Annotated in this window: 14 protein-coding genes and 1 pseudogene; 11 read left to right on the top strand and 4 right to left on the bottom strand. The window is 72.5% G+C overall.

What is annotated here, in order from left to right; all coding sequences use genetic code 11:
• Positions 1–456, top strand: a 456-nt coding sequence (locus tag AB0C36_RS16795; RefSeq protein WP_358354585.1) for a hypothetical protein, incomplete at its 5' end; no start/stop codon positions are given.
• 934 nt (positions 457–1390) lie between these two features.
• Here AB0C36_RS16795 and AB0C36_RS16800 read toward each other — a convergent pair.
• Positions 1391–2272, bottom strand: a complete 882-nt coding sequence (locus AB0C36_RS16800; protein WP_358354588.1) for a hypothetical protein — start codon at positions 2270–2272, stop codon at positions 1391–1393.
• A gap of 417 nt (positions 2273–2689) precedes the next feature.
• Here AB0C36_RS16800 and AB0C36_RS16805 point away from each other — a divergent pair, with 417 nt between their 5' ends.
• Complete coding sequence (locus AB0C36_RS16805; protein ID WP_435839057.1) at positions 2690–3763, top strand: DUF2637 domain-containing protein; 1074 nt, start codon at positions 2690–2692, stop codon at positions 3761–3763.
• 1473 nt (positions 3764–5236) lie between these two features.
• Here the strand turns inward: AB0C36_RS16805 and AB0C36_RS43240 are convergent.
• Positions 5237–6220: pseudogene (locus AB0C36_RS43240) on the bottom strand (serine/threonine-protein kinase); the annotation flags it as partial.
• Between the two features lie 398 nt (positions 6221–6618).
• Between AB0C36_RS43240 and AB0C36_RS16815 the strand changes: the two are divergent.
• From AB0C36_RS16815 to AB0C36_RS16825, 3 genes are all read left to right on the top strand, one after another.
• Positions 6619–7698 carry an AAA family ATPase gene (locus tag AB0C36_RS16815; RefSeq protein ID WP_358354595.1) on the top strand — a complete coding sequence of 360 codons (1080 nt, stop codon included), beginning with the start codon at positions 6619–6621 and terminating at the stop codon, positions 7696–7698.
• 4 nt (positions 7699–7702) lie between these two features.
• Positions 7703–9613 carry a vWA domain-containing protein gene (locus tag AB0C36_RS16820; RefSeq protein ID WP_358354597.1) on the top strand — a complete coding sequence of 637 codons (1911 nt, stop codon included), beginning with the start codon at positions 7703–7705 and terminating at the stop codon, positions 9611–9613.
• Positions 9614–9675: 62 nt separating this feature from the next.
• Positions 9676–10329 carry a phosphoribosyltransferase family protein gene (locus AB0C36_RS16825; protein WP_358354600.1) on the top strand — a complete coding sequence of 218 codons (654 nt, stop codon included), beginning with the start codon at positions 9676–9678 and terminating at the stop codon, positions 10327–10329.
• Between the two features lie 169 nt (positions 10330–10498).
• On the opposite strand, the gene AB0C36_RS16830 is transcribed toward AB0C36_RS16825, so the two are convergent.
• Positions 10499–10783: a WhiB family transcriptional regulator gene (locus tag AB0C36_RS16830; protein ID WP_358354603.1), complete on the bottom strand. Its 285-nt coding sequence runs from the start codon at positions 10781–10783 to the stop codon at positions 10499–10501.
• A 364-nt stretch (positions 10784–11147) separates the two neighbouring features.
• On the opposite strand from AB0C36_RS16830, the gene AB0C36_RS16835 reads away from it, so the two are divergent.
• Positions 11148–13040: a penicillin-binding transpeptidase domain-containing protein gene (locus tag AB0C36_RS16835; protein ID WP_358354605.1), complete on the top strand. Its 1893-nt coding sequence runs from the start codon at positions 11148–11150 to the stop codon at positions 13038–13040.
• Positions 13041–13195: 155 nt separating this feature from the next.
• On the opposite strand, the gene AB0C36_RS16840 is transcribed toward AB0C36_RS16835, so the two are convergent.
• On the bottom strand, positions 13196–14338 hold the full coding sequence (locus tag AB0C36_RS16840; protein ID WP_358354608.1) for a hypothetical protein: 1143 nt from the start codon (positions 14336–14338) through the stop codon (positions 13196–13198).
• A 646-nt stretch (positions 14339–14984) separates the two neighbouring features.
• Here AB0C36_RS16840 and AB0C36_RS16845 point away from each other — a divergent pair.
• The 5 genes from AB0C36_RS16845 (at position 14985) to AB0C36_RS16865 (ending at position 20278) form a co-directional block, all read left to right on the top strand.
• Positions 14985–15215 (top strand): hypothetical protein, encoded by a 231-nt coding sequence (locus AB0C36_RS16845; protein ID WP_358354610.1) that lies wholly within the window; start codon positions 14985–14987, stop codon positions 15213–15215.
• Between the two features lie 95 nt (positions 15216–15310).
• Positions 15311–15817, top strand: coding sequence for a hypothetical protein (locus tag AB0C36_RS16850; RefSeq protein WP_358354613.1), 507 nt, complete (start codon positions 15311–15313; stop codon positions 15815–15817).
• 139 nt (positions 15818–15956) lie between these two features.
• On the top strand, positions 15957–17393 hold the full coding sequence (locus AB0C36_RS16855) for a HEAT repeat domain-containing protein (RefSeq protein ID WP_358354615.1): 1437 nt from the start codon (positions 15957–15959) through the stop codon (positions 17391–17393).
• 357 nt (positions 17394–17750) lie between these two features.
• On the top strand, positions 17751–19352 hold the full coding sequence (locus AB0C36_RS16860; protein WP_358354721.1) for a hypothetical protein: 1602 nt from the start codon (positions 17751–17753) through the stop codon (positions 19350–19352).
• Positions 19349–20278: a hypothetical protein gene (locus AB0C36_RS16865; protein WP_358354618.1), complete on the top strand. Its 930-nt coding sequence runs from the start codon at positions 19349–19351 to the stop codon at positions 20276–20278. Before AB0C36_RS16860 ends, AB0C36_RS16865 begins: the two co-directional genes overlap by 4 nt.
• Positions 20279–20319: the final 41 nt, after the last annotated feature.

Here is a 20319-nt window from a genome sequence, read left to right on the forward strand (position 1 = left end):
GGCGTGCACGCGATCCTCGACTACGCCCCGTACCTGGCAGCGTGGGCGACCGGCATGCTCGCCGCGCTCCTGCTGCTGTACCGGGCGCGCCTGCGCCCGCGACCGGGGGCCACCGTGGCGGCGCTCGTGTGCGCGCTGCTGGGCTCCGCGTCCGTCCTGGTCACCGCGCCCGAGGGATCGGCGCGCGTCATGGGCGTGGCGATGACCGGCATCGTCCTGCTGGTCGGCGGCCTCGCGCGGCCGTACCGCGTGGCCGCCGGGATCCTGGGCGGATGGGCGCTGGCCACGGCACTCAAGTGGTCCCTGGCCGCGATCCTGGTGGCCTCCCGCCCCGGCGGACGCGACCACGACACATGGACCGACCTCACCGCCGTCACCGCCGAGCAGATGGCGCCCTGCCTCATCGCCGCCGCAGTAGCCGGCACCTTCGCCCTCGAACGCGCCCTGCGCACCTGACCTCGATCGGCGAACTCCCAGGCGGGGCAGGGTGCCACGCCGGTGCGCGGCCGGCACGCGCAGGCGCCGGCGATGGGCACGACTGGGGGCGGAGGGGGCGGTGGAGGTTTCACGGCGGCAGAGGAACGGGTCCGCACGGCATGGCGGGAGGGACGTGCCGCCGACCTCGGCGCCGGACACGCCGCCACCGACGCCGCATCGGCTCCGGTTGGGGATCAGCGGGTACGCGGGACCGCGCTGCGCACTCTTGGCGGAGGCGGCCGAGAACAGCTCACCTGCGGCCGAACTGCGGTGCGCGGCGCCCGCATCGTCGGCGAAGCCGATCTGGGCGCGCTCAACCTGCCCTTCGGCCTCCTGATCGAAGGGGCCTATCTGGACCACACGTTGCGGTTGAACGCGACCCAGGTGGTGTCGATGCGCCTGCGCGGCTGCCATATCGCCGTCCCGGGCGGGTTTGCCGTCGAATGCCACCAACTTGGACACGCGCGGCGACGCGGACCTCACCGGTACGCATGTCGTCGGCGGCGAAGCCAACTTGACGGTCGGAAACACAGACGTACGCGCGCTGCGTGCCGACACCTTGATGCTGACCCCGCGCGGGTCGGATGAAGACGGACTCGTGGGCCTGAACCGCGCGACCGCCCGGGTGCTGCAGGACGAACGCGCGGAACGGCCGCGGTGGTTGCGACTGCACCACTTCCGCTACGAGACGATCGACGACCACGCGGCGGCAGCGGATGGCGCGGGGCGCGGCCTGAGTGGCTGGTCCGGGATCCCGACGGGTACGCGCCGCAGCCCTACGAGCAACTGGTGCTTGCGTACCGGGCCGCGGGTCGCGGTCGCGTCGACGATGCGCGGACGGAGGCGATTGCCTTCTTCCACGCGCAGGCGGACTGTGTCGGCTCGTGAAGAAGGAGTAGGGCAGGGGCGTGCGTCAGGGCGTGGTGCGGGGCGCCGAACGGGGTTGGCGTGCTGTCCGGTTGCGGCGCATGCGGGTGTGGATGGTTGTGCCGCGGTCCCAGACGAGGGGGTGCAGGCTGTCGGGGTCCTTCGGCGCCGCCGGGTCCGACTCGAGTTGTTCGCGGGCCAGGCGGGCCGCGGTGACGCGGTCGTGGTAGTTGTCGAACACCTGGACTTCCAGGCTGAAATCGGTGTGGATGCAGTCGTACACCATGCCGAGACCGGATGCCGCTCCGGGCCGCGCCGGGTCCAGCGGACCGATCTCCACCGCCCATTCGCGCAGCCACTCCGCGGTGCCGGGCAGCACGAGCAGTCCCGCGCGTACGCCGATCACCGGGCGGCGGTGCCGCTCGTCGTAGCCGTGGAAGTGCCGAGGCGGACGGTTGCGGAACCATGCCTGGGTGTCGGCGAGCGCCTCCGCGTATCCGGAGGTGCGCAATCGGACCGTGCCTTCGGAGGGCGTGGAAAGCGGTAGACGGCGCCGGAGTTCGCGGGCCGCGCGGTCACCGAAGGGCGCCAAATGCGCGGGGGCGATCACGATCGGCGGTGACGGTTCCGCATCGAATGGATTTGTGTCCAGGAATGGCCGGTCCACGACCAAGACGGTGTTCTGTGCGCGTTGGTGCGCCATGCCCCAAAGCAGGGAGCCCAAAAGGAGTGCTCCAGCGCGGTGGGTGACGACGTGCCAGGTGCCGTGGAACTCGTTGACGGCGAAGCGTTCCGCGGTGCCCGGGCGCAGGCCCAGGACCGTGTAGGAACGGCCGTCGAGGCGAAGTGTCCGGCGGTGCAGCTTGAGTCCGTTGTACGCGGTCATCCCGGTCAGCTTTTCACGTCCGTCCTGGTGAGGGTCCGTCATGTCCGTTGTGCGGCAAGGTTCCAGGTGTCGGCACCCGCTTGTCATCCGGTTTTCACCGACGTTTACGCGCGGGAGCCGGTGCGGCGGCGCACGCATCACCCGAACGGCTGTATCGTCGGGCGGTCGGGTTTCCGACCGCACCGGTTTTCGGACCGCCCCATCACCACGCGCCCATTGGACGCGGACAGGCCCCTCAAGGGTGAAGCGCCATTCACTCGCACAGGGGTTGTTCCGCCGTTCGGGATACGCGGAGCGGATTTTCCGCCAAGATAGGGCGCCGTACGAGGGGGGATCCGGCGCGCAGGGAACGCTCCGAACTCCGGTCCGGCGCGCGCCGATTCGCTCGGTTCACGGGGGACCGGCGTCCGCGGTCCGGACCAGGTATGGGAAGTGAGGCACAACGGCTTCATGAAGATCATGGGTGTACCCCTGGCCTGGGCCGTCGTCGGCCTGGTCGAATTCGTGCTCCTCGTGGCACTGGTGGCGTACCTGCTGCGGTCCAAGCGCGACACCGGAGTGGCCCTGGCCGGCGACGACACTTGGGAGCGCGATCAAGAGCGACGAAGGCGGAAAGAGCTCTGGTACGGCATCGCGTCGTACACGCTGCTCTTCTGCTGCGCCGCCATCGCCGCCGCACTGTCGTTCCGCGGCCTGATGGGCTTCGGCCGCGAGAACCTCGGCCTGACCGACGGCTGGGAGTACCTGGTACCGCTCGGCCTCGACGGCGCGGCCATGTTCTGCTCCGTCCTCGCCGTGCGCGAGGCCAGCCACGGCGACGCGGCTCTCGGATCCCGCATCCTGGTCTGGACATTCGCGGGTGCCTCGGCGTGGTTCAACTGGGTGCACGCCCCGCGCGGCATCGGCCACGCGGGCGCGCCGCAGTTCTTCGCGGGCATGTCGTTGTCCGCCGCGGTGCTGTTCGACCGCGCGCTGAAGCAGACGCGCCGTGCGGCGCTGCGCGAACAGGGCCTCATCCCGAGGCCGCTGCCGCAGATCCGCATCGTCCGCTGGCTGCGCGCACCGCGGGAGACGTACGCGGCCTGGTCGCTCATGCTGCTCGAGGGCGTGCGTACGCTCGACGAAGCCGTCGAGGAGGTCCGCGACGACCGCCGTGCGAAGCAGGACACGCGGGAGCGGCGCCGTCTGCAGAGCAAGCGCGAGCGCGCGCAACTGAAGGCGATCAGCCGTGGCGACGGCCGCAATTGGGGCCGTTCCGGCCCGCGTCAGGAGATCGCGGCGCTGCCGGGAGGTGGGGGCTCCGAAGCTGTTTCGGAGCCGGCCATAGCCGACAGCACATCCGGCCCCGCAGCCTCCACCCTCGACGCCCCGCACTCCGCGGGCCGTCCTGCCCTTCCCGCGCCGACCGAGGGAGCTGCCGCCGAACGCGAACGCGACGTCATCGACCTCACCGCCGAGGACGACACGATGACGCTGCCGCGCCTCGACTCGTTGGAGCGCAAACTGAAGGACCTGGAACGCCAGTTCGGCTGACCGGACACCGTTACGCGGAAGGCGCCCTCCACCCGATTCCCCGGGGCGGAGGGCGCCTTCGCGTACCCGCGCCTTTGCGTGCCTGCGTCTTCGCGTAAGTGCGCATCCATGCGTGACGGCCGTGCGTCACACCCGCGTCGGAGGCGCGGAGCAGGAGCCGAAGGGCACGAGCACCACAGACTGCCGTGGCCGTGAACCGCCGTACTCGGCGGGCGCGTGCATGCGCTGTCCTCGGTCAGCCCCCAGCCCTGGCGCGCAATTGCAGGCGGTTCCGATCGGCATGCGGCGTGGGCAGCCAGTGAGCGGGAGTTGGCTCAGGCGGGAGAACACGGTGACAGACGGCCGTCGGTGGACGGGGGCGAACTGTCGATCACGCACCGGGCATCGGGCCTTGCGCACCGGGCGCCGATTGCGGTGCTGGGAGACCTCACCGGCTGCGTCTGGCCATGCAAAGCACCCGAACACCCCGGATCCGGCGAACCTTCCTCGGCGCCGCCTCGATCGCCTGCGCGCCCGTATGTGGCAATTGGGGGTTGCTTGCGCCGGACTGCTGCCGACGGCGTTCGGCCGCTCAGGCCCCGGCAGCGCCGGGCGAGCGCGCCCGTCGGCGGGCGGCGCTCAGCTCAGAGTGCCGTCGGGGCGTACGGCGTAGCGGCTCACGACGTCGGCCTCGCCGGGGATCGTGACCGTGCGCAGGATCGCCCCCGGCTCTACGGTCCACTTCGTGGCGGTCGCGCGCGGATCCGTCTGCACGGCCTTCACGCCGAGCGGCACCGGGACTCCGCCGTCGAAGCGGAACAACTCGACGAACTGGGTCACCGGACCGCCCGCGCCCGGCGTGCGGGTCAGGACGACGACGACGGCCGGCTCACCGACGAAGGTCGCCGGGACGGTCTCGGAGAGGTCGACGCGGTCCGCGCCCACCGTCGCCGACCCGTTGATGAGGGTCAGCGACGCCCCGCCGGCCGTCGGGTCGGCGTACGTGCGATTCGCCCAGTCGGCGGCCGGTGCGGTGGCCGCCGGGGCAAGGGCGCCCACGGTCTCGGTCGGCAGCGGGTTGTCCGCGGGCCGCGGGGACCCGGAGTCGCCGTCGGCGCCCTGGAAGGCGGCAATCGCGAGCGCGACGACGGCGGTGACGATCACGAACACGATGGCCTGGTGCATCAGGACGCGGCGGCGCCGCCGTTGGGCGGACGGCCGCGCACCGGACGTCGAGCCGCCTCGCGAGCGCGGTCCGGGGGATGCGGTACCCCGGGGTGCCCCGGGACGCCCCTGGGCGCGGTTCCGGCCCGTGTCGGGGTCGGAATCGCCGCCGCCTCCGTGCGCCTGCGAACCGGCACCCGGCCCGGCACCCGGTCCCGAGTTCGCCCCCGGACCCGTCGAGGCCGCGAGCGCCGCGGCGATACCCGCGACGCCGGGCGCCTTCGATCCGGACTTGTGCCCCGCGCCGGACTTCGGTCCCGCACCCGACTTCGGTCCCGCCCCCGATTTGGGTCCGGGACCGGCCTTCGCGCCCTGGCCGCCGCCCGGGCCCGAGCCCTGTGCCGGGTAGCCGCCCGAACCGGGGCCCGGCCCGGAGGACTTCACGCCGCCGGTGCGCACCGAGCCGGAGCGCGGCCCGGAGTCGCCGGCGGCCTCCGCCTGACGGCGCGCCAGCACGGCGAGTCGGTCGCGTACCTCCTCCGCGCTGGGCCGCATGAGCGGATCCTTCGCGAGGCACGCCGAGATCAGCGGCATCGCGGGGCCGGGGACGCCCTCGAGGTCGGGCTCTTCGTGCACGACGCGGTACAGCAGCGCGTCGACCGGGCCCGAACCGAAGGGCGAACTCCCGCGCCCGGCATAGGCGAGGGTGACCCCCAGGGCGAACACGTCGGTGGCCGGGGTGACCGGTTGCCCGCGCACTTGTTCGGGTGCCAGGAAGCCGGGGGAGCCGACGGCCGTACCCGTATGGGTCAGCGTGCCGGCGCCGTCGGCGTACGCGATGCCGAAGTCGATGATCTGCGGGCCGTCGGGGGACAGCAGGATGTTGGACGGCTTCACGTCGCGGTGCACGACGCCGGCCGCGTGCACCGACACCAGGCCGTCGGCGACCGCCGAGCCGACACGGGCCAGTTCGACACAGCCGAGCGGTCCGCGTTCACCCACCCGGCGCTGCAGCGACGGGCCGGGGACGTACGCGGTCGCCAGCCACGGCCGGGCCGCCTCCGGGTCCGCGTCCACCAGCGGGGCCGTGCGGTTGCCGCGTACGCGCGCCGCCGCGGCCACCTCGCGCGCGAAACGGGACCGGAACTCAGGGTTGTTGGCCAGCTCCGGCCGGATCAGCTTGAGCGCGACCTTCTTGCCGTGCCGGTCGGTGCCCAGGTACACGACGCCCATGCCGCCCGCGCCGAGCCTGCGCAGCAGCCGGTACGACCCGACGACGCGCGGGTCCTGCCGCCGCAGCCGCACCATCGTCATCGAGGGCGTTCTCCTAGTACCTGGTCGTTCTGGCCTGCGCGGCCGTTCCGAGGTGGACGGCCGCTCCGAGGGGCCTCCCCGGAGGTGATCAGTCGTCTGTGACACACGTTAGAGGAAGGTCAACGGTTCAAGCGGCATCTGCGGCCCGGCGCGCAAAACCGGGTGACATCGTACGGGCCCTCCCGCCACCCTGGACGCGGTCACCCGCCCTGTGCGCATCCGTGCGGAGGCCATGTCCCGGGCCTCCGCGTGCCGTCCGGTTCCGTTCGCTTCCCACCGGTTCTCCGTGCTCCGCTTCTCCTCGGCGTCGCACGGATGTTCGCCCGAATGCCGCCGAACGCCGTCGGCCGAGGCCGATCGGGTGCCGCCCCCTTCTCCCACCTGTCAAAGGACCATCTGTGCAGTCTTCCGTGACCGTGACACCCGCCGCGCTGCCCGCGGTGCTGCTTCATGTGGCCGTCGTGCGGCCGGTGTTCCTGTGGGGTGCGCCCGGCATCGGAAAGTCCGCGATGATCCGGCAGTTCGCCGAGGGACTCGGCCTTGAGTGCGTGTCGCTCCTCGGTACGCAGCTCGCCCCGGAGGACCTGATCGGCGTACCGCAGATCGTCGACGGGCGCAGCCGCTTCTGCCCGCCCGAGCAGATCGCCCGCGACGAGCCGTACTGCCTCTTCCTCGACGAGCTCAACGCGGCGTCCCCCGATGTGCAGAAGGCCTTCTACAGCCTGATCCTCGACCGGCGCATAGGCACGTACGAACTGCCCGAGGGGTCGGTCGTCGTCGGCGCGGGCAACCGGGCGACCGACAACGCGCTCGCGCGTCCCATGTCGTCCGCGCTCGCGAACCGCCTCGTCCACGTGCATCTGCGCGCGTCCGCCGCCGACTGGCTGACGTGGGCGGTGCACGCGGGCATCCACCCGTGGATCGTCGAATACCTGACGCAGCGTCCTGACCACCTGTGGAGCCCGCCGCCCAAGAGCGAGGAGCCGTTCTCCACGCCGCGTAGCTGGCACATGCTGTCCGACACCCTCGCCTCGTATGGCGACGCCGTCTCGGGCCCGCGCGGCACCGAGATCGTGGCACTGCTCGCGCACGGGACCCTGACGGCCACGCACGCCGCCGGGTTCCTCGCGTACCTCAAGACCGTGCGCAACGCCTATGGCCTGGACGCGATCCTCAAGGGCGACGCCCGCTGGCCGGCCGCCCCGGCGGACCGCGACCTGCTGTACTTCCTGGCCGAGACGTTCCGCGCCCGCATGGCCAAGGACCTGCCGGCCGACAAGCGGCACGCGTCGCCCGCCGTGCGGCAGTTCGCGTTCCGGGCCAAGGCCCTGCTCGTCGAGCTGGCCGAGATCTCGTTGGAGATCGCCCAATTGGTGATCGCCGACGACGAACACGGCAACTCCCGGCTGCCCGGCTGGTTCCTCGTCGACGCGGCCAAGGACATGCCCCGTCTGGTCGCGGCCCGCGCGGGGAAGTGACGGCGTGTCCAGGCCCGCACAAGAGCGCGCGGCACGCCGCCTCCGCACCCGGGACGCCGGCTGGCAGCTTGCCGCGGACAATTGGGCGCTGAAGGGGCTCGCACGGGGCGCGTACGTGCGTGATGCCAAGGACGGGCCGCCGGTCGCCTGGGCGCGCATCGACTCGCGCGGCGGCATCCAGGTCAACTCCTACCAGGACGGCCGACCCGAGGAATGGGCCTGGGTGTTCACCCATCTGCTGCTGCACCTCGGGCTCGGCCATGTCGCGCCGGACCGCTTGCGCGAGGCCGGTGCGGTGCCTGGCGGGCGGGTGCCCGAGGCGTACTCGGTCGCGTGCTGTGTCGCGGTCGAACGGTTCGCCCAGGAGGCGGTACGCGTCGGTGTACCTCTTGTGCACCAGCCGCCGCTGCCCAATGGCGACGAGACCGCGCTTGCCGAACGCTGGGCGGAGACCGGGATTCCGCCGGAGCTGCGCGGCCTCGGCGCGAACGGTGGACGACCGTGCTTCGACCATCTGCCCGAGCCGCGCGGCTACGACGCCACGTGCGGGCCGTGGGACTACGACTGGACGGCGTCGTTCGCGCGCAGTCTGGCGAATGCCGCGCAGGACGCCATGGCCCAGGCGAACTCGCAGGCCGGGGGTGTGCGGCGCAAAGCGTCTCAAGGGCCGTGGGACATCGCGCTCAACTGGTTCGTGTCGGCGTACCCGCTGCTGGGGGCGCTCGCCGCGGGCTTGACGATCGTCGACGACCCTGCGGTGGCGCGCGTCTGGGACATCTCCATTGCGGCGGTCAGCGCGAGCGCGGGGGAGATCTATGTCAATCCGCATGCCGACCTCACGCGGCAGGAGTGGCGGTTCGTGCTGGCCCACGAGATGCTGCACGCCGCGCTCGGCCACGACCGGCGCGTCGAGGGCCGTGACCCGGAACTGTTCAACATCGCCTGCGACTTCGTCATCAACGACTGGCTGGTCCAGATGGGTGTCGGGGACATGCCCGAAGGGCTGCTCTACGACCCGCAGTTGAGCGGCCTGTCGGCGGAGGCGGTGTACGACACGCTCACCACCGACCTGCGGCGGGCCCGCAAACTGCGCACGGTCGGGGGACGTACGCACGGCGGCAAGACCGGCGACGTGCTGGGGGACTACTGGCTGTGCGACCCGCAGTCGGCCGACCGCCGCGGCACGCGGCACCGGGAGCGCAAGAACACGCCGCCGGCGCCCTGGGAGCGCGGTGCGGGGCGGCGCGACGCGGTCGACCTGGACGCCTTCTACCGGCGCGCGCTGTCGACCGGACTGGCGTACCACGACACGTCGCGGGGACTGGTGCCCGCGGGACTGATCGAGGAGATCCGGGCGCTCGGACACCCCCCGTTGGCCTGGGACGCCAAGCTGGCCCGGTGGTTCGACGAGCACGTGCGCGCGCCCGAGTACCGCCGCTCGTACGCGCGTGCCTCGCGTCGCCAGGCGGCCACCCCGGACATCCCGCGTCCGGGCCGCCACCTCCCCGAGGAGGCCGTGGAGCAGTGCACGTTCGGCGTGGTGCTGGACACGTCGGGATCGATGGACCCCGAGTTGCTGGGCAAGGCATTGGGGGCGATCGCGTCGTACGCGAGTGCGCGAGACGTGCCCCGCGCCCGTGTGGTGTTCTGCGACGCGGCGGCCTATGACGCCGGGTACATGGCGGTGGAGGACATCGCGGGGAGCGTACGGGTCCGCGGCCGCGGCGGGACGGTGCTGCAACCGGGTGTCGACCTGCTTCAGCGCGCCGAGGACTTCCCGGCGGACGGGCCGATCCTGGTGATCACGGACGGCTACTGCGACCGGGTGGTCGTGCGGCGCGAACACGCGTTCCTGGTGCCACGCGGCGCGCGGCTGCCCTTCACCCCGAGGGGGCCGGTGTTCCATGTGGTGTGACCGGTAGCCTTGCCGGTCGTCCGGGTGGTGGGCAAGAAAGGGCGGGCTATCCGCGTATGGGTGTGACGGACCGTCAGCGAGTCGTCCGGCGACTGCAGGAGACGTTCGCGTGGCGAGACACGCCTGTCGGCGAGTTCGCGGACCTGTCGGGGTGGTGGCGCGACCCCGAGTTGCTGCGCATGCTCGGACCCTCGCTCGCCGAGCTGCACGCGGGGGAAGCGGCAGGGGAAGCCGCGGGTGCGGCAGCAGCAGGGCAGACAGACGCAGGGCAGACGGGGCAGGGCGCGCGCCCTGCCGACGCGCCCGGTCGGCCGACGGTCGTGGCCGGGATCGAGACGCGCGGCCTCGTGCTGGGGCCGCTCACCGCGCTGCACCTGGGCGTCGGCTTTGTGGAGGTTCGCAAGGAGTACCGCATCGCGGGCGAGGGCCAGCGCGACGGCGACGACCCGATGCTGCGCGCCCAGACGCCCCCCGACTACCAGGACGGGGGTCTGACGTTGATGGCGCCGCGGCGCCTGTTCGGCCCGCAGGACCGCGTGCTGCTCGTGGACGAGTGGATCGAGTCCGGCGCGCAGGCCAATGCCGTGCGGCGCATGGTCGCGGAGGCGGGTGCCGAGTGGGCCGGCGTCGCGGTGATCGTCGACGCGTGTGAGCCGCGCGTACGCGAACGCCTGGGTGTGCGCGGCCTCGTGGCGGAAGCCGACCTGCCCGGCTGACCGTCGGCGGCCTGACGGCCGACTGTCAGCACGCTCGTTCGCCCCGCGGACGCTCCGCCGCCGGAAGGGGGCCGGTCGGCGTCGCGTCCTGATGGCATCCGGCCGCCCCCGCGACGCCCGGTTCGGCGTTACCGCTCTTGCCCGTCGACACCACCCAGGTGTCCGCGGGTTATGCGGCGTGCTCGCGTTCCCGCAGCAATGCCGCCCGCTCCGTTTCCCCCATCCCGGCCCACACGCCGCGCCGCTCGGGCACGGTCAGCGCGTGGTCCAGGCACAGCCGCCGCACCGGGCAGCTGATGCACACCTTCTTCGCGACGCGTTCGCGGGCCCGGCGTTCGCCGGGACGCTCCTGGTCGTCGCCGAAGAACAATGCCGCGTCCATTCCCCGGCAGGACGCGTCCTCCTGCCACCCGTACCGCGGTGGTGTCGGAATGGCGATCCTCGTGGTCCCCATCGCCCCGTTCTCCTCCTGCTCGACCGGCACTCCCCGACCGGATGTCCGTTGGGCCTGTGCCGTACGGCCCCATGTCTCTATCCGACGCGCATCCCCTCGTATTGGTTTCCGTGCGGCAGCAGTTTTCGTGCGAGAGGATGAGGAGCCACCCGTCGCGTCATCCGATCTGACGATGCGTGTCCATGTCCGCACGCGGGGCAGGCGTTCGCCGAGAACTGGTCGTACCAGAGGATTTGAACATCTACAGGTCGGTCACAACCGAGGCCCGAATCCACCGCCGGGCTTCCGTGCGTCGGGGCGTTGGGTAGCGTGGCGGCACGTACGGCCGGGGACCCGGCGGTTGGCGGCTAAGCAGGAGGCGTAAGTGGGCAGGACAAGGCGACGGATTCCCTCGGCGGTGCCGGTGGCCCTTTCCGTCGTGGTCGCGCTCGCGCTCACCGGGTGCAGCGACGACGGCGGCAAGAAGGACACGTCGGAGGCGACGGCGAAGGAATTCCTTGCCGCCTGGCAGGCGAACGACATCCCGAAGGCAGCCGCGCTCACGGACGATCCGGCCAAGGCGACCGCCGCACTCAACGACGCGCGCAAGCAGTTGCAGCTGCGGCAGGGCGAGTACGCGGCGAAGGGCTACACCAAGGGCGAGGACGACAAGCCGGGCAGCCTCGCGTACAGCGCGAAGCTCACCGTCGCGGGTGTGCCGGAGCCCCTCACGATCGAATCCGCGGTCCCTGTGGTGAACAAGGACGGCAAGGCGGTCGTGCACTGGGAGGCCAAGATCCTGCACCCGCAGTTCGAAGAGGGCTGGAAGTTCTCGAACGTCCGCAAGAGCCCTGACCGCGCGTCGATCCTCGACCGCAACGGCGGCAACCTCGCGGGCGCGATGCCGGCGGTGTCGATCTCGCTGTGGCCGTCCAAGATGGGCGCGAATGCCGACGCCATTTACGCCGCGCTCTCCGACCCGGTCTTCGACAAGGACATCCCCAAGCTCAAGGACCAGGTCGCCAAGTCCAACCCGGAGAACGCGGTCTTCGTCGTCAACCTGAGCAAGGACAAGTTCGACCGCATCGCGAAGCCGAAGCTGGAGCGGTTCGGCCCGGCCATCGTGATCAAGGACATCACCCTCCAGACGTCCACCGTCGCCAAGCAGATCGTGGGCCAGGTCGGCGAGGCCACCGACGAGATCCTGCAGAAGCCGGGCTACGAGAACGCCGGCGCGGGCGACCAGGTGGGCACCAGCGGCCTCCAGGCCCGCTACCAGGCGCAGCTGGGCGGGACGCCGACGACCAAGGTGACGGTCAAGAACGGCAGCGGTGCCGAGGTCGCGACGCTCTACGAGAAGGGCGGCACGCCGGGCACGCCGATCAAGACCACCCTCGACCAGAAGATGCAGACCGAGGCCGAGAAGGTCATGGCCGCGTCGGACAAGAACGCCTCGATCGTGGCGATCGACACCAAGACGGGCGGCATCCTGGCGGCGGCCAACAACCCGGCCAACGGCAACAACAGCGCCTTCAACGGCCGGTACGCGCCGGGCTCGACGTTCAAGACCGTCACCGCCGCCGCGCTGCTGCAGTCGGGTCTGAAGCCGACCGACAAGGCGCCCTGCGAGAACACGCTGGTCGTCAACGGCCAGACGTTCAAGAACTACGACGACCTGAAGCCGATCCCGGACGCCACGTTCGGCGCCGACTTCATGCAGTCGTGCAACACCGGCTTCATCGCGCAGTCGGACCGCCTGCAGGACGACACCCTCACCAAGGTCGCGAGCGATGTCTTCGGCGTCGGCCAGCAGTGGGACGTCGGCACCACCACGTTCGACGGTTCGGTGCCCCCGGCGGCCAGCAAGAACGAGAAGGCCGCGTCGATGATCGGCCAGGGCAAGGTGCAGGCGAGCCCGCTCGTCATGGCCTCGGTCGCCGCGACCGTCGAGTCCGGGACCTTCAACCAGCCGGTGATCGTCACCGACCCGGCCCCGCCGGCCCGTGCCGCGAGCAAGCCGGTGGACCCGGCCATCGCCGGCCAACTGCGCGCGCTCATGCAGAGCGTGGTGGCGGGCGGCACCGCGGAGTCGCTGAAGGGCGTCGCCGAGGGCGCCAAGACCGGTACCGCCGAGTTCAGCGAGGGCGGCCAGGTGCTCACCAACGGCTGGATGATCGCCTTCAAGGGCGACATCGCGGTCGCGGTGATCGTCGAGAAGGGCGAGTCCGGCGGCAAGGCGGCGGGCCCGATCGTCAAGGCCTTCCTGAGCGCGGTCTGATCCCGCCGCTCGACCGTCCGGCCCGCCGAGAGCCGACCTGACGACACGTCAACAGAAGTAGCCAACCGTGCGGCCCCGGCGCATCGAGATCACCTCGGTGCCCCGGGGCCGAGGGCGTTCGCCGCCAACCGCGCCGTTCCCGCGCGGGCCGGTGGTCAGTGATCGGTGTGGTACGCCCCGTGCGTCCGGGCTGCGGCGGCCTGTTCCAGGGCGGTACGCAGGAACGAGGCGGCGTCCGCGCTCTCGTTCGGGTCGTGCGACAGCAGCGGGCCCAGCATCTCGTTGACCGCGACCACCGGCGGCCCTACACCCGCCAGTTCGGCCAACGTCTGGGCGGACACCGCCAGATCGGGCCCTTCGCCGCGGCGGGCCAGGCGGTAGCGGCGGAACAGCCCGGTGCGGTCCGGCAGGTAGGCGCCGTTCAGTTCGCGCGCGAGGCGTACCGCGGTCTCGGACGGCATCTCGGAGGGCCACTCGCGGAGTTCGACCGTACGCGGGTGCCCCGACCCGTTCACCGCCGCGACGTCCGACACCGCGACCGCACTGTCCAACAGCCGGTCCACCAGCAGCGGTCCGAGCCGTTCGGGCGGCAACGACGTTGCGTGGATGGGCGGGTGACGCTGCATCAGCTCGAACCACCGCGAGCCCACCACACGCAGGATCCCGTGGTACGTCGGCCGCCACGCGTCGTCCGCGGGCGCCGGATCCGCGGCCAGGTCGGCTGTGTCGACGACGGCAAGATGCCCGTTGGCGACCGCCACCTCCGGGGGCGGCCCCGTGCCCCCGTCCTCGCCGTCCACCCCCGCCCCGCCGCGCCGCCGCCACCGGGCGAGCAGGCGCAGCGCGACGACGCGGTCGCCGGCCTCCGGCGAGCGCATCAGGTGCTGCAACTCGATCCCGACGTCGCGGTCGCCGGCGTCGACCAGCGCCTCCAGCGCGGCGGGCCGCCGTGGCCCCGGCGTCGCGGCGAACGCGCGCACCCACATCACCACGGCGGGGTTGTCGCTGCCCGCGGCGGTGCGCACCAGATCGGGGAACAGATCCGCGTCGGCCACCGACAGCGCGTCCATCAGCGTCACCGAGAGCCGGGGCCGCAACTGCTCCGGCAGCGCGACGCAGACCAGGATCGCGAGCAGATCCGCCCGCGTCGCCGGATCAGGATGTGTGACGGCGAGATCCAGCAGACGCTCGGCGGCGTCCGGTACGAGCGGTTCGCACGCCTCCATCACGCTGACACCCTCCCGGCACCACCAGCGCCCGGCCGCGCCCCGTCCCGCCGCCGAACCATCGCTTCCCATGGTGGTACCCGCTTCACCCACGTAGCCATACCCCCCGCACCCCAACCACCCCGCCGCCACAAGCCGACGAGACAGTTGCCCCACGCCCGTTCCCGCGCCCCCGCGGTCGGATCCGCCCCCGAGACGGCAGATGCCGGAAGCGGCGCAGGAGCAGGAACGAGTGCGGAGCATCTGGTCTCGTGCCGTCGAAACACCACAGCCGCCTCCCTGCCGCAGTTGCCGCGTTGTTGTGCGGCGGGGCGTCAATCCGCTTCCGAGAGGCAGGCGGGACGGGAATGGGAGCAAGTGCGCGGTCCCGTGGAGGCGCAGCGGTCAAAGCACCCCGCAGTCTCGACCTTGCTCAACCGCCCTTCGTCGACTCCGACCCCACTGCTCCGCTCCTCCCCCGCGGCGCGTTGTCGTGTGCGGTAGGGGAGGAGAGTGCCGGATCAGCCGGTCGGGCCTGTCGGAGCGCCTATGCAATTGGGCGCTTGTCGCGCCTGCCGTTTCTTGTCCGCTGCCCTGCTGTGTCGGCCTGATGTCTGTCCAGTTGCGGCGTGATGTGGGGGAGGTCACCTTGGCGGGGGCTCAAGAGGTGGGGGGCAGGTGTCGATGTGTGTCGATAAGTCTCTCGGGCTCGACGAGCCCCGACGATCGGAGTAACCGCATGTCGAACAACGTGACTCTGGTGGCCCGTGTCCCCGTGCTGCGGTCCACGGACGCCGAGCGTCCCGTCGAGCTGCGGTTCGGGCCGCACACGGACGCCGAGGGGCGGCCGACCGAGGAGTGGACCATCGAGCGTCTGACGCTCGCCCAGGCGGCCCACCTGGCCGAGGACCTGGCGATCATGCTCGGCCTGCCCGTGGGCGGCCCGCCGGACCTGCGCGTCGTCTCGTAGTGCGGTCCACGCGGCTTGCGCCACACGGGTGGTTGGCATGACCGGGCCGTGAAGGTGCCCCGACACGGCGGTGTCCGCGTTCCACAATGTGCCCCGTGACCAGCACCAAGACCGGGGCCGGCGCCGGTACGGCACGTCGTGTCGGGCACGCCGCTTCCCCCGCATCCGTCCACGCCGCGACCACTGTGCGCCCCGCCCGGAGCGACGACCCCGCGCCCCCCGAGGCGCGGGTTCCCGCTCCGGCGTCGGAGCCGACCGACGCGGCACTCGCCGCCCCCGGGATCCCGGCCGACCTGCGCAGCACACCCGACCTGGCACGTCCGCACCGCCGTACGCGCCCCCCGCGCGTGCGGCTGCGGCTGCCGGACGGCCAGCACCTCGACGTCACGCTGGTGAGCTGGCACCAGTACGGCGACGGCACCTGGCGGGCCCGCGTGAGCTGGCCCGTCTGGGGCGCCGTCGCGCACGCCGGCGAGGTGCAGACGCGGACCTGCGCGCAGGAGGCGTACGTCCCGGCCCGTATGCTCACCCCGCTGCCCGACGAGGACTACCGGGCAGTACGGCGGCACCGGCCTCGGATCAGCTTTCCGCGGCAGGCCTGAACCCGCACGGCCCGGCCCGGCGACGACCGCAAAACGGTCCGTTCCAGGCCACCCGGCGTTCATGTGGGTGAAATCCTGTTGCCCCCTGATCCGGGGACCCGGATGCTGGCGGCATGTTCGATCCAGCCAGGAACAAGTCATGACCAGTCGGGCACGAGCCGCGATCGAGGCGGCCGCGACCGCCGATCCCGCGGCCGCCCCGGCGGTCCACCCGCCGCAGAGCGACCTGCTCGCGCTGCTGCGCAGCGGCCACGGGGAGGGCGCCCGCCGGGCGTTCGCCGCCGTCGGCGACGCCGCGCGCGCCGAGGTCGTCGCCGCACTGGACTCCTGTGTTCTGCGAGATCCCCGCGCCGTGCCGGCGACGGAGTCCCGCTCCCTCTACTACGCACGCCTGTACGCCCGGCTCGACGCCCCGCTCGACACCCTCGCCGCGCACCTCCTGTGCGACGAGGACTGGACCGACGAGGACGCCGAGCGCACCGCACTGCCGCTGGCCGTCCTGGGCGACCTCGCCCGGGCCGGCCGTGACGACGCCGTCGCCCTGCTGCGCCGCTACGCCGCCGAGGGCTGCGACTGGACCATCGCCGTCGAGCAGTTGACGCGCGCCACGGACCCGATGGCTCTGCACGGCATGCTCGTCCTCGCCCTGGAACGGGGCGACGACGAGGAGTTGTACGACTGCGTACGACGGGGCTCCGGCATGCGCCCCTGGCGCGTGTGGGGCTTCCAGGACCCGCGCATGCGGTCCATCGTCGAGAAGGTCGACCTGGACTGGTGGCGCTGGGAACTGTCGCGCGGCAAGCCCGCCGACCCCGGCACCCGGCCGACCGTCGACCAGGTGCTGTCGGAGGCCGCCGCGAGTCCGCGCCGCAGTTTTGTGTGCGGCAGACGCCTCGCCTCGGTGGCGACCGCGGAGCACCGCGGCCTGATCCTTGCCACCGCGTGGTCGGGCGCCGCCGGTGCGCGGATAGCGGCATTGCGCTACCTGGGCGACGTCGGCGACCCCGCGCTGCTCGACCTGGCCGAGACCGCGCTGGCCGACGACTCACCGGTCCCGGTACGCCAGGCGGCCGTGCAGGCGGTCGGCGGGCTGCGTACCGGTGAGGCCGTGGTCCGGGCCAGAGGCTGGCTCGGCGCCGACGGCGCGCTGGGGGAGGTGGCCGTGCGGATACTGGCCGGAGCGGGCGAACAGACCGACGGACCGGCCCTGATCGCCGCACTGCGCCGCTGTCGTCCCGACCGCGACCGCTATCAGCTGCTCGACCTCGTCGACGGCGTGGGCAGACTCGGCCTGGCCGACGCGCTCGACCCGGTGCGCGACGTCTACCGCGGCAGCCCCTGTGCCGGACTCCGCTCACGGGCGGTGGACACCCTCGCCCGCATAGAGCCCGACTTCACCGCCACCACCGCCGTCGACTGCCTGTGGGACTGCGAGGCCGAGACCCGGCTCTTCGCCGTGGACCGGGCCGACATGCGGGTGGACGGCGTCCCCGAACAACTGCGCGCACTCGCCCGCGATCCGGCCGAGGACGACGGCGTACGCGCGGCCGCACGCCAGAGGCTGGCCGCCGTGTGACCGCGACGGCGCCGCGTTGGCGCCGTGCCGAGGCAGCGACGCCCCCGCGCCGACGCCCCGGTGACGTCGCGTCGACCCGGCGACGACCCCGTGACGACAGAGCGACGATCCCGCGCCGACGGTACGTCGACCCCCGCCGCGACCACGGCCCCCGGGCGGGCGCACCCGATCGGGTAGCGTTGCCCACCGAAGGCCCCTCGACCGGCCGCGTCCGACCGGAGCAATCGGCTCCCCACGACACCGGCGAGGCACGGCCGGGACTGTCGCCCCGACGCTCTACTCTTGTCGACCGTGACCGTTTCCGCCCAGGCTGCCCCTCTTGGCACCCCGCACAGCGCCCCGCACCTCCCCGGGGCCGTGCCGTACCGCTCCGGGGTCACCGAGGACGGGCTCGCGCGCCGCCTGAAGGCGCTGGCCTGCACCGCGCCGCTGCACGACCTGGAGGCGCGCAAGGTCAATCTCGCGGGCGAGTACTCGGTGTACGCGATGGCCGAGATCGGCCTCACCGCCATCGACCTGGTCACCGTGACCATGGACTTCGACACGGGCGCCGATCACGAGGAGGTCGTCGCCCGGCTCCGGCCGCGCGTCGCCGCGCAGGCCCCCGAGCGCGGCGCGGCCGAGCACGAGCGGGTCGCCCGCTGGGTGCTGGAGAACCTCATCAACGTCGGCAGCGTCGACCGGGGCTTCCGGGCGGTCTACGGGACGCTGACGCAAGGCGGCGGATACGTCCGGCGCGACTACGACTTCAAGCTCCTCGAGGAAGTGCCGGGCCCGAACGGCGACATCTTCCTGCGCGCCACCGACGAGGCGGTCAACGTCCTCGTCGGCGCGCTCGACACCGACGTCACGAGCGCGCAGATCGCCGCCGAGGTCAAACTCGAACACCTGATCCGCCGCGGCCGCCTCGCCGAGGCGCGGTTCGCCGCCGAACAGGCCCGCTACCGCACGGTGCAGTACGCCGAGACGCTGCGCCGCGCCCTGGAGGCCACCCGCCGCAACGTCCGCGCGGTCGACTGGCTCAAGGCCGTACCCGACCTCATAGACGAGGCGCTCGACCACGTCGCCGAGCGCTACCGGCACGAGAACGCGATCCTCACCAACATCCGGCGGGCCCGCGACGAGGCCGAGGAGCCCGAGCACAAGCGCAGCGCCGCCGAGTTGGTCGACATCGTGCAGGACTGCATCCGCCGCCACACGCAGTTGCAGACCCGACTCATGGAGGCCGGGCCGCTGTTCCGCGCGGAGCAGGACCGGCAGTCGTTCGCCGCCCGCCCGCAGCGCCCCGGACTCGATCTGTACGGCCAACTCCTGCGCCCGGTCCTCGAACTGGGCGTCGGCGACGCCCGCTCGGTCACCGACAGCTTCTTCGCGTCCGGGACCGGGCTGCGCACCCCGGTCGCGGTACGCCTGCACGATCTGACCGAGCTCCTGCTCACGCCGCCCCTGGAGCGCGAACACCTCGGGGCCGAGATTCCCGAGCCGGACCTTGTCGCGACCCCGGACGACAGCCGCTTCAGCGAGGCCCAGCACGACGCGGCCGCCGCGCTGCTGGACCTGCCGCCGGACGCGCCGCGCCGGCTGTCCGGGCTGCTCGCGGAGGCGCGCGCGGGTGACCCCGACCTGCCGTACCTGGTCGCGCTGCTGGCCTTCCACGCCGCGTCGCCCCCGGTCGGCACCGCGCTGCGGCAGGGGGACCGGTCGCTGCTCGTGGCGATCGACGACGGCGTGGTGCTGGACGACCCGGAGGTGGGCGGGGCCGACCTCATCGTGGGCACCGCGTTGTTGTCCGCGGAACCGGAGGCCGGCCCGGGAACGGTCCCGGGATCGGGGGCGGGCCCGGGCGAACGCGGCGACGGCGTCCCGGAGATGGACATGGATGCGAGCGTGGACGTGGACGTGGACGTGGACGTGATCAGCCTGATGGACGTATCGCAAGACGGGCAGGGGACCGCATGACCGAGCCGACCGGGTTCCCCGTCCAGGACCGCCACCTCGCCGGGGTCGGGGCCGGCGCCGCGGGGCACGCCGGTGCCCCGCACGCGGGCCCGCCCCAGCCTGCCCCGATCACGCCGGGCGACGTCAGCGACGCGGCCCGCCTCGTCGCGTTCGGCCTCCAGCCGAAGCTGCTGCCGGCGCGCGACGCGGAGTACGCCGAACTGGTCCGCCGCCACCGCGAGGACCCGCGTTTCGCGTCACTGTGCGACGCCGTGGCCGCGGGCCTGGGCCTCGTCGTACTGGAGGTGTCGCCGCGCGCCGGAATGGCGGTGACCGCGGCCGAGGACTCCGTCTTCGCGGTGCGGATGAGCGACTACGCGCGGCGCGCGTCGTCCGAGTCCACCGACCGGTTCCTGCACGGGCTGGCGCATCTCGCCATAGCGGCCCTCGCGTTCCCCCGCCCCGACGACCTGGCGGAGGACTCGTACGTCGGCCGCATCAGCGTGCACGGCGTGGACTCCTTCGTGCGGCAGGCCTGCCGCCGCCTGGAGGAACGCGCCGAGCAGGCGGGGGAGAACATCGATCCGGCGGTCGACTCGCCCGGCCTGGAAGCCGCGTGGCGCGTGTACGCGCGGCGCAGCGCGACGGGCGCCACCAAGGACGCGCGCAGGTTGTCGGCGTCGACGATCGGGATCGTCGGCAAGGCGGTCGCGTTCCTCGTCGACTCCGGGTTCCTGCAACGTGTGTCCGACGAGGCGGGCGGCACATACCGCACGACCGCGCGCTACCAGCTCCAGGTGCGGGACATGGCCGGGACCGCCGCGATGAGCGAGCTGCTCGAACTGGGCGTCGTCCCGGTGTCGGACGGCGGCGCGACACTGGTTCCGCCGTCCGACGACGCGGGCGAGTTGGCCCCGGGGGCGGGGCTGCCGTTCCACGGCGTCTGAGCGGCGCGTACGTCCGCGGCGGGCACCGCACGGGCAACCCG

Origin of the sequence: Streptodolium elevatio (assembly GCF_040649515.1) — a bacterium.
GTDB classification, from domain to species: Bacteria; Actinomycetota; Actinomycetes; order Streptomycetales; family Streptomycetaceae; genus Yinghuangia; species Yinghuangia elevatio.

What these genes read in the sequence shown, in the direction of transcription:
- AB0C36_RS16800 (WP_358354588.1), bottom strand. Translation starts at nt 2,272, where the DNA reads ATGACGGACCCTCACCAGGACGGACGTGAAAAGCTGACCGGGATGACC.
- AB0C36_RS16805 (WP_435839057.1), top strand. Translation starts at nt 2,690, where the DNA reads ATGGGTGTACCCCTGGCCTGGGCCGTCGTCGGCCTGGTCGAATTCGTG.
- AB0C36_RS16830 (WP_358354603.1), bottom strand. Translation starts at nt 10,783, where the DNA reads ATGGGGACCACGAGGATCGCCATTCCGACACCACCGCGGTACGGGTGG.
- AB0C36_RS16840 (WP_358354608.1), bottom strand. Translation starts at nt 14,338, where the DNA reads ATGGGAAGCGATGGTTCGGCGGCGGGACGGGGCGCGGCCGGGCGCTGG.
- AB0C36_RS16845 (WP_358354610.1), top strand. Translation starts at nt 14,985, where the DNA reads ATGTCGAACAACGTGACTCTGGTGGCCCGTGTCCCCGTGCTGCGGTCC.
- AB0C36_RS16855 (WP_358354615.1), top strand. Translation starts at nt 15,957, where the DNA reads ATGACCAGTCGGGCACGAGCCGCGATCGAGGCGGCCGCGACCGCCGAT.
- AB0C36_RS16865 (WP_358354618.1), top strand. Translation starts at nt 19,349, where the DNA reads ATGACCGAGCCGACCGGGTTCCCCGTCCAGGACCGCCACCTCGCCGGG.